General features: G+C 39.3%; 11 protein-coding genes. 4 read left to right on the plus strand and 7 right to left on the minus strand.

Annotation, left to right across the window (positions count from 1 at the left end; translation table 11 throughout):
- Nucleotides 1–246: 246 nt before the first annotated feature.
- A complete protein-coding gene (locus tag HMPREF9072_RS03760; RefSeq protein WP_009410599.1) occupies nucleotides 247–1,725 on the plus strand; it encodes a S41 family peptidase in 1,479 nt (492 codons plus the stop codon).
- Nucleotides 1,722–2,756 carry a ferredoxin--NADP reductase gene (locus HMPREF9072_RS03765; RefSeq protein ID WP_009410600.1) on the plus strand — a complete coding sequence of 345 codons (1,035 nt, stop codon included), beginning with the start codon at nucleotides 1,722–1,724 and terminating at the stop codon, nucleotides 2,754–2,756. The genes HMPREF9072_RS03760 and HMPREF9072_RS03765 overlap by 4 nt, the downstream gene beginning before the upstream one ends.
- Before the next feature lie 39 nt (nucleotides 2,757–2,795).
- On the opposite strand, the gene ftsY is transcribed toward HMPREF9072_RS03765, so the two are convergent.
- The 4 genes from ftsY to rpmB all read right to left on the minus strand — a co-directional run bounded on the left by ftsY (nucleotide 2,796) and on the right by rpmB (nucleotide 4,471).
- Entirely contained in the window at nucleotides 2,796–3,758 is a 963-nt protein-coding gene (ftsY, locus tag HMPREF9072_RS03770) for a signal recognition particle-docking protein FtsY (protein WP_009410601.1), read from the minus strand.
- 113 nt (nucleotides 3,759–3,871) lie between these two features.
- Nucleotides 3,872–4,024, minus strand: coding sequence for a DUF4295 domain-containing protein (locus HMPREF9072_RS11940; RefSeq protein WP_002672546.1), 153 nt, complete (start codon nucleotides 4,022–4,024; stop codon nucleotides 3,872–3,874).
- Between the two features lie 10 nt (nucleotides 4,025–4,034).
- Nucleotides 4,035–4,217: a 50S ribosomal protein L33 gene (gene rpmG, locus HMPREF9072_RS03775; protein ID WP_002672545.1), complete on the minus strand. Its 183-nt coding sequence runs from the start codon at nucleotides 4,215–4,217 to the stop codon at nucleotides 4,035–4,037.
- 17 nt (nucleotides 4,218–4,234) lie between these two features.
- The gene (rpmB, locus tag HMPREF9072_RS03780; RefSeq protein ID WP_002672544.1) at nucleotides 4,235–4,471 is read right to left on the minus strand and encodes a 50S ribosomal protein L28; all 237 of its coding nucleotides are present in this window, start codon (nucleotides 4,469–4,471) and stop codon (nucleotides 4,235–4,237) included.
- Between the two features lie 544 nt (nucleotides 4,472–5,015).
- Between rpmB and lysA the strand changes: the two genes are divergently transcribed.
- Nucleotides 5,016–6,212, plus strand: coding sequence for a diaminopimelate decarboxylase (gene lysA / locus HMPREF9072_RS03785; protein WP_009410603.1), 1,197 nt, complete (start codon nucleotides 5,016–5,018; stop codon nucleotides 6,210–6,212).
- Nucleotides 6,213–6,470: 258 nt separating this feature from the next.
- Here lysA and HMPREF9072_RS03790 read toward each other — a convergent pair whose 3' ends face one another.
- Both HMPREF9072_RS03790 and smpB read right to left on the minus strand, forming a co-directional pair.
- Complete coding sequence (locus HMPREF9072_RS03790; protein ID WP_002672542.1) at nucleotides 6,471–6,953, minus strand: hypothetical protein; 483 nt, start codon at nucleotides 6,951–6,953, stop codon at nucleotides 6,471–6,473.
- A 75-nt stretch (nucleotides 6,954–7,028) separates the two neighbouring features.
- Nucleotides 7,029–7,484, minus strand: coding sequence for an SsrA-binding protein SmpB (smpB, locus tag HMPREF9072_RS03795; RefSeq protein WP_009410605.1), 456 nt, complete (start codon nucleotides 7,482–7,484; stop codon nucleotides 7,029–7,031).
- Nucleotides 7,485–7,561: 77 nt separating this feature from the next.
- Here smpB and HMPREF9072_RS03800 point away from each other — a divergent pair, with 77 nt between their 5' ends.
- Complete coding sequence (locus HMPREF9072_RS03800; RefSeq protein ID WP_009410606.1) at nucleotides 7,562–8,164, plus strand: M15 family metallopeptidase; 603 nt, start codon at nucleotides 7,562–7,564, stop codon at nucleotides 8,162–8,164.
- Between the two features lie 71 nt (nucleotides 8,165–8,235).
- On the opposite strand, the gene HMPREF9072_RS03805 is transcribed toward HMPREF9072_RS03800, so the two are convergent.
- On the minus strand, nucleotides 8,236–9,368 hold a 1,133-nt coding region (locus tag HMPREF9072_RS03805), incomplete at its 5' end, for a glycoside hydrolase family 6 protein (RefSeq protein ID WP_009410607.1).

Raw genomic sequence — 9,368 nt, forward strand, 5'->3', positions numbered from 1 at the left:
CGAACAAATGACGGTGCGAGCCACACGGGCAAATGAACGAATGACGAACGATGAACGAACAATAAGCGTATGAAAACCGAAAAAATCTTCTATTTTAGTTGAAAAAAAGAGCTACTTTTTATGCTGTAAAACAGAAAATTTTGTTTTTCACACTTCACGCATCGGTATTTAGTTTTACTTCTTATCTGGTACAAAATTTGTGCAAATATAAAAAAAGTATTACTTTTGTGGAAAAATATTTTCAATATGAAACACTTGTTTATCTCTATATTCATAGCTATCAGCTTGTTATCTTGCGCTAAAGAACCTGTTACTAATGGAAATGAGGTGTCTTTTACGGGCTCTGACTATACCGGTAACGATACCGATTTGCGCGTACGCGATTTTATTTGGAAGGGACTTAACACGTATTATTTGTGGCAAGCCGATGTGCCTAATTTGCAAAATAACCGTTTTGGTAGTTTAGCTGATACCAAAGCAGATAAAAATAAGAGTTATACTCAATTCTTAAAGAGTTTTAACAATCCTGAAGACCTTTTCTATAAAGGGTTACTTAATAGATATGAAGAAATAGACCGTTTTAGCTATATCACCGATAATTACACCGATCTTGAAAACCAATTCAAGGGTATTACCGCGAGCTTGGGGATGAATTATGCTTTTGGAATTGTGAGTAAAACAAAAAATACTGTTTATGCTGTAGTGCGTTATGTGGTACCTAAATCGGAGGCAGAACAACAAGGTTTGCAACGGGGGGATTTGATAACTAGTATCAACGGGCAACAACTTACGCGTTCTAATGCTAAACAACTGTTGCAAAATACGGCTACTATTTCGTTTTCAACTTATAGAATTGTAAATGGCAAAGCAACTCCTACTGAAAAATCGTTTACTTTGCACCAAGCTCAAACGCCTGAAAACCCTGTGTTTATTCATAAAGTATTCGACAAGGAAGGAAAGAAAATAGCTTACTTGATGTACAATGCCTTTACAGCTGATTTTGATGAAGCACTGAACGATGCCTTTGCAGATTTTAAAGCACAGGGGGTTACTGACTTAATACTCGATTTGCGTTACAATGGTGGGGGAAGCGTTAATTCGGCTACTTACTTAGCATCGATGATTACAGGTCAGTTTAACGGACAGGTGTTTGCGGTAGAAAAATGGAATAGCAAGTTGCAACCTTTTAGAGGGAATGAAAGAGAGTATTTTACGTCTAATATGGTAAAAGGCAGTCGGCAGGTGGCTATCAATAGTTTGCGCCTTAATAAAGTATATGTAATTACTTCGGACGGGACAGCTTCAGCCAGTGAATTGGTTATCAATGGTCTTAAAGCCTACATAGATGTAGTGCAGATAGGTGAAACCACAGTGGGTAAGAACCAAGGCTCGGTGACTGTTTACGACTTTACCGATAAGCAAGGAAAAGTTAAAAACCCTAAGCACAAATGGGCGATGCAACCCTTGGTAATGAAGATAGAAAACGCTAAAGGCGTAGGTGATTACGTAAATGGCTTAGAGCCTAATATTCAGATTAGTGAGATTGTAAATAATTTAGGGATATTAGGCGACGAAACTGAACCTCTTTTGGCTCGCACTTTACAAGAGATTACAGGGAATGTTGCCGGAAGAGCTTCGCGATCAGCGTCGAAAGAAACTTTTTACTTTGAGAAGCTTGGTACTTCTACCTCTGGCTATTTTGGCTTGAATGAAATGTACAAATGAATCGATTTTACGAACTAACCATATCTAAAATCACACAACTTACTACTTCATCGGTAATGATTACCTTTGAAGTACCTGAGTTATTGAAGAAAGTATTTCACTTCGAAGCTGGCGAATACCTTACTCTCCAACAAACGATTGGTGGAGAAAAGGTGCGTCGTGCTTATTCTATTTGCTCTGGAGTGAACGAAGGTGAACTGAGCGTAGCCGTAAAGCGCGTGCCTAATGGTGTGTTCTCTACCTATGCGACGACCCAACTCAAAGCAGGTGATGTATTAGAAGTGATGCCTCCTATGGGTTCTTTCGTATTCTTCTACGACATCTTTGGCAACCGCGATATTATGCTCTTCTCGGCAGGAAGTGGCGTAACCCCTATGATGAGCATTGCCAAAACAGCCTTGTCTAAAACGAATATCAAAGTAGTATTTGTCTATGGCAATAAGTCTAAAGAGGAAGCTTTGTTTTTTGATGAAATAGAAGCCCTCCGCATTCAGTATCCCGAACGCTTTTTTGTCCACTACGCTTTCAGTCAGCGGCCTTGGGGCGACCACTATACGGGGCGCATCAACGATAGGATAGTAAACGAGATTTTTGCTAAATACAAAGATCTTAACTGGGGGCGTTACTATGCTTGTGGTCCTACGGAATTGGTGAAAAACCTTCGTGAGATACTCTTGTTAAGAGGGATAGATAAAGACCGCATTTTTACAGAGCTTTTTGAGGCATCGCCAGCTGAGATAGATTACAGCACCCTACAAGGCAATGTCACCATTACTCTTGAACTTAACGGACAGACGCACAGCTTTGAGAGTGCGCGCAACCAAACACTTCTCAGTTCGGCACTCTTACGTGGCTACGATGCACCTTACTCTTGCTTGAACGGCGTGTGTAGTAGCTGTATCGGTAGGGTAGAGGAGGGAGAAGCCAAAATGGCGAAGAATGAAACCCTCAGCGAAGAAGAAGTATCGCAAGGCTATATTCTTACTTGCCAAGCTTATGCGATGACCGATACAATAAAGGTTCGCTTTTAGTATAATGTTAATCAATTACTCATTTTAGTTTTGAAGTTGTTATTCTTTAAAGAAAGAATCTACGAACTCATATTTGTTAAAAATTTGTAAGTCGTCTATACCTTCTCCTACTCCTATGTATTTTACAGGAATCTGAAATTGGTCAGAGATGCCTATTACCACACCCCCCTTGGCGGTACCGTCCAATTTAGTAACAGCCAAAGCGGTTACTTCAGTGGCTTTGGTAAATTCTTTAGCTTGCTCAAAGGCATTTTGTCCAGTAGAACCATCGAGTACTAACAGCACTTCGTGAGGAGCATCAGGAATTACTTTTTGCATCACGCGCTTGATTTTAGAAAGCTCGTTCATTAGATTGATTTTGTTGTGCAAGCGTCCTGCTGTATCAATAATTACTACATCAGCATTTTGTTTTACCGCCGAACTAAGGGTATCATAGGCTACCGAAGCAGGGTCGCTACCTAACTGCTGTTTAATCATTGGCACTCCGGTACGGTCTGCCCACACTTGTAGCTGGTCAATCGCAGCAGCGCGGAAAGTATCAGCAGCACCTAATACTACTTTCAAGCCTTTTTTAGTAAACTGACTTGCTAGCTTGCCGATAGTAGTGGTCTTTCCAGCTCCGTTTACCCCTACTACCATCATCACATAAGGTTTTTTGTCAGTAGGTAAAGTAAAGTCTGTTGCTTCTCCTGTATGAGTTTCTGATAGAAGTCCTGCTATTTCTTCACGAAGGATAGTATTCAGTTCAGAGGTATTTAAGTACTTATTTTTAGCCACACGAGCCTCTATACGGTCAATGATTTTAAGAGTAGTATTCACCCCTACGTCACTGGCAATAAGCACTTCTTCAAGGTCATCGAGCACCTCTTCATCTACTTTCGATTTCCCAACGAGAGCTTTTCCTAAGCGGTCAAAGAAGCTGTTTTTAGATTTCTCTAAGCCTTTATCTAAGGTTTCTTTCTTTTCTTTTGAAAAGATATTTTTCAGAAATTGCAATGCCATAGCTTATTGTATATTTTAGGATATGAGTGCAAAGGTAGTAAAAAAGTTTATATATGCAAAAAAGCCGTCTCACGACAGCTTTTTTAAATATGATAAAAATAGAGAAAATTTAATTATTTCTTCTTCAAAAATTCATCAACGAGCTCAGGAGCCATTACGCTTTCTACGAAAGTATAAGCACCTGTTTTAGGTGATTTCACCATTTTGATAGCTTTAGTATGTTTCTTAGATTTACCTTGTAGGGTTGCTACTGTTTTCTTTGCCATAATGTTTTAATTATTTAATTTCTTTATGAACAGTTACTTTCTTGAGGATAGGGTTGAACTTCTTAAGCTCTAATCTATCTGGAGTATTTTTTTTGTTTTTGGTAGTGATGTAACGTGAAGTTCCTGGTAAACCAGACTCTTTGTGCTCAGTGCACTCCAAAATAACCTGAATTCTATTACCTTTTTTAGCCATTTTAGTATTCTTTTAAATTAGTTAATATATCCGTTACGTTCTACTTCTTTAAGCACTGCATAGATACCTTTCTTGTCGATAGTTTTAATTGCAGTTGCCGATACTTTTAGGGTAATCCAACGATTCTCTTCTGGAATGAAGAAACGTTTTGTACGGAGGTTTACATTGAATTTACGTTTAGTTTTGTTCATTGCGTGTGACACGTTATTGCCCACCAATGCTTTTTTGCCTGTTAAGTCACAAACTCTTGCCATTTTTTTCTCTATTTATTAATGTGTTATTTATATTCAGGGCGCAAAGGTATAACTATTTTTTGAAACGGCAAAACTTTTTTCTCTTTTTTCAGATTATTTTTGTGTATACTAATTTATTATATACTGTATTCCAATCGTTTAATTAATTTGAAATTATTATTTAAATATTTGAAAACTACTGCTTTTTAGTCATAAAACAACCCCATCTTCATATACCCTTCGCCGTTGTAGTATGAATTCTACTAATAACCTTCCTCTTATTTCCACCTTAGCTTTATCTTTTCTTCGTTCATTGTTCGTTCATTGTTCGTCTTTTGTTCGTCTTTTGTTCGTCTTTTGTTCGTTCATTGTTCGTTTTTCCTATAAGCATCTCTTAAATTAACTATTAATCATTAACCATCAATCATTAATCATTAACCATTAAATAAGGCTTTCATCTACATTATTTTATTCTCCCGCCCCCATTTGCTAATTCTCAAATTTGCCATTTTGCTAATTATTTGTACTTTTGTGCCCTATAATCATTTAAACAACAGTATATTCAATGAAAATAAACGATTTACTAAACATAGCAAATACTTACGGTAGCCCTGTATATGTATATGATGCCCAGAAGATTGCTTCTCAATATAACCGACTTACCAATGCCTTTGCCTCAGTACCCAAGTTACGCATCAACTATGCAATGAAAGCCCTTTCTAATATCTCTATCTTGAAATTGATGAAGGATTTAGGTGCTGGTCTCGATACCGTTTCTATTCAGGAAGTACAGTTGGGATTGCTGGCAGGTTTTGACCCTCAGCAAATTATTTTTACGCCTAATGGTGTCTCAATGGACGAAATTGAGGAGGCTATGCGCTTAGGAGTACAGCTCAACATCGATAATCTTTCGTTCTTGGAGCAGTTTGGCACACAACACCCTGAGATACCCGTGTGTATTCGTATCAATCCACACGTGATGGCAGGCGGTAATAGCAATATTTCGGTAGGGCATATCGATAGTAAGTTTGGTATTAGCATTCACCAAATACCGCATATCTTGCGCATCGTCCAGAATACAAAGATGCACATCAACGGTATTCATATGCACACAGGTAGTGATATTTTAGATATTGATGTGTTCCTATACGCTGCCGAAATACTCTTTGAAACCGCTAAACACTTTAAGGATTTACAATTTATCGACTTTGGTAGTGGCTTTAAAGTGCCTTATAAAGAGGGAGATATACAAACCAATATAGAAGAGTTGGGCGAACGTCTCAGCAGTCGTTTTGCTGATTTCTGCAAGGAGTACGGTCGCAACCTTACACTAGCTTTCGAACCTGGTAAGTTTTTGGTAAGTGAAGCAGGCTACTTTTTAGTAAAGGTGAATGTAGTAAAGCAAACCACTTCTACCGTATTTGCAGGCATCGACTCTGGTTTTAATCATCTTATCCGACCAATGTTCTACGGGGCTAATCATTATATCGAAAACATTTCTAACCCCGAAGGTAAGAAGCGTTTCTATTCAGTAGTCGGGTATATATGCGAGACCGATACTTTTGCCTCCAACCGACAAATAGCTGAGATTACTGAGGGCGATATATTGTGTTTTCACAATGCAGGTGCCTATTGCTACACTATGGCAAGCAACTACAATTCACGCTTGCGTCCAGCAGAAGTATTGTGGCAGAATGGGGAAGCTAAACTTATCAGAAAGGCAGAAACCTTCGAAGACTTACTAAGAGGACAGATATATTAACAATAAAAAAGGCTGTCCGAAAAGTCTTAAAATCGCATTTGCGTCGCTACACTTTACCAAAGTTTCAGATTTTGGCAAAGTTGATTACCTTGATAATCAAATTCTTTTAGTTACATTGTAGGGGCGATTGGCAAATCGCCTTCACAAAGCAAAACTTTTTGGACAGGCTCTTCATACTTCTTTTTTGCCTGTGTGGCTCGCACTTATTGCCTGTGTGGTTCGCACTTATTGCTTGTGCGGCTCGCACTGTGGCTTGTACTATAAAAACCGGTTGTGCCAACTGTCTTCCAAAGGCACTTCCCAATTCTCTTCATATTCTATTTTAGTATTCACCAAATTGTTGAACACTATAGTTTGTGCCGATACTGCTTTTTCTTTTACCATCTTCTTGAAATCGGCAAGGTTTTTATAGGCGATGTGTTCACCTTGACGGTAACTCACATTCATACGGTCAAGCAATGTAACGTTGTATTGGACTTCAAGCTCTTGAATAAAGTGCGCTAAAGCATCAAGAGAACAACCTCCTACACCGTGGGCATCGGGTAATGCTCCTATAACTATAAATCGGTTATAGCGCAATTCAAATGATGACAGCAAATCCTTGCCGTGCACCATCCAGTGATTTATAAATTCTTCTAATTGTGTATGCAGTTGCTTTTGCTCATCTTCTGTAAAGCTACGGTTGCATTGGTATACCCACACACGGGCATCATCGGGGAGTTCTTTAAAATCTCTATACACTTATCTAATGATTAATTGTTAATGATTAATTCACAGTTTTCCTCTTTCCTTGGGAGAGGGGAACGGGGTGAGGACTTATTTCTTCATTAGCCTATCCAAGTTTCTCTTGTTATCACGGTCTTTAATAGTTTCGCGTTTATCATACAATTTCTTACCGCGTACTAAGGCTATATCCATTTTAGCCAAACCTTTTTCGTTAATAAAGAGTTTGAGTGGTACAATAGTAAGCCCGCTATTTTTCACTTCTTTATTGAGTTTGCGTAGTTCTTTTTTCTGCAAAAGCAGTTTGCGTTCGCTTTTGGGGCGGTGGTTGTAATAGGTGCCAAAGTCATATGCTTCAATGGTAGAGTTAATCACGAAAAGCTCTCCTTTATCGTTAAACTCGCAAAAACTCTCAGCTATCGAGGCTTTTCCCATTCGTATAGACTTTATCTCGGTACCCACAAGTACAATCCCCGCCGTGTATTTGTCGAGGATTTCATATTCAAATTTTGCCCGTTTGTTGAGTATTTGTACTGTTTTCTGAATCATAGTACAAAAGTAGTAAATTTGTTACATATAGCAAGCTTTTTTTAAGTTTTTTTATACTTTTGCCAAAAATCACTCTTATGAAATACCTCTTACAACTTTTTACATTATTATCAGTGTCCTCACTTTTAGCACAGCAGAATGATTTTGTGCTTCTCAGAAGCCTTTCTAATGACTTTGTATTCGATATGAAATACGCCACCTCCGATAATTTCCTCAAACAAGCAGTATATGATTGTGGAGAATGTTATCTCCGCAAGAGTACTGCAAAGGCTTTGGTAAAAGCTAATGAAGAGTTTAAATCGTTGGGATACCGCATTAAATTGTTCGACTGCTACCGACCGCTTTCGGTACAGAAAAAGATGTGGAAGATACTTCCAGGTACCCACTACGTAGCAAACCCCGCGAAAGGCTCTAAACACAATCGCGGGGCTGCTGTCGATCTTACCCTTGTAGATGCACAAGGAAAGGAATTAGATATGGGTACTCCTTTTGATTTCTTTGGTAAAAAAGCACATCACACTTGCATGACCCTCCCTAAAAAGGTACTTGAGAATCGCAAGTTGTTGAAGGATGTACTCAACAAATATAACTTTAAATCTATTTTCTCAGAGTGGTGGCACTATGAGTACCGTCCCGAAATGCAATCTAAAGTCGAAGACTTCCAATGGCAATGTAAATAAAATGTCTCTTCTGTCGTGTTACGACTCTTCACACACTTTGCCAAAGTTTCTAATTGCTTGCCGTGCTACGACTATTTTAAGTTTTGAGGTACTTCCAAAATCTCTATACTTTTTACTCTCATAGCGTTTTGCACCAAGTGTCTCGTATATTCAGGATAAGGAAGTCCCGCTGCGGGAGCTCCCATATTACATTCACCGTCAGAGCCACCTCCTCCGTTAATCCACAAATAAGCATCGGCGTATGGGCCTGTGGTTTTGGTAGTGCTACGCGGACCTAAAGCTGCATTAAAGTTATTGCAAGAGTTATAAGGAGGGTGTGCATTCTGGTGTTTAGGTCTATTGATACCACTGCGCCCTGTGTCAATCACGTAATGCACATCTTTAAAACCTTTGGAAGCTAAGTATTTTACAAAAGCCTCAGCTCCGGCTTGTTCTTCAGCAGTGCCTCCTAAACCCGAAACATTCAGTGCAAAACCACGCATATATTTTAAACCTCCATCTATAATAGCATTGGCAACAGCTTCAGAGTGTTGTGTAACCAAAGGTCCATTTCCAGCGTGAATATAGCTCGCTACATTAGGGTTGTTCTTATTTAGTTTTTCAGCAGCGTAACTAAGCAGTTCAGCACGTTCATTGTATTTAGCTGAGCCTCTTGGGTGACCGCAGTAGTTAATAGCATCTGGTTCTATAATAACCACCGCCCGACGTTGTCCAATAATGGCACTTACGCGGTTTATCCACGCTTTGTAAGAAGCGGCATTAGGATGTCCACCTTTTGAAAACGAGCCACAATCACGATTGGGGATACCGTAAAGCACCACAATAGGCGTTTTGCGGGCGCGTTCAGCTCCTTCAACGAAGTTTTTAAGCCAACGGTCATTTTTCTCGCTATTAGGACTCACACCGTCATACCAACCTCCGCAGGGCGTACCATACACTTGGTAATACAGCTTTTTCAACTCGGCATTTTTTTCATTTTTTACTGTATTTAACCGAGAAGGCTCCAAGTAAAAATCCCAGTCATAAGCTACTGGCTTTTTACCTTGTGGTGGGTTAGGTGGAATAGGAGGAGTAACCGGAGGCGTAATAGGAGGTGTAGTAGGGGTCTGAGTAGTAGGAGTTTGTGTAGTAGAGGTTTGCGTTGTTGGAGTCTGTGTAGAGGGGTCGGTCTCTTCCCCTGATTTTTCACAGGCGGTCATTACCC

It is taken from the genome of Capnocytophaga sp. oral taxon 324 str. F0483, from assembly GCF_000318315.2.
Taxonomy (GTDB): Bacteria; Bacteroidota; Bacteroidia; order Flavobacteriales; family Flavobacteriaceae; genus Capnocytophaga; species Capnocytophaga ochracea.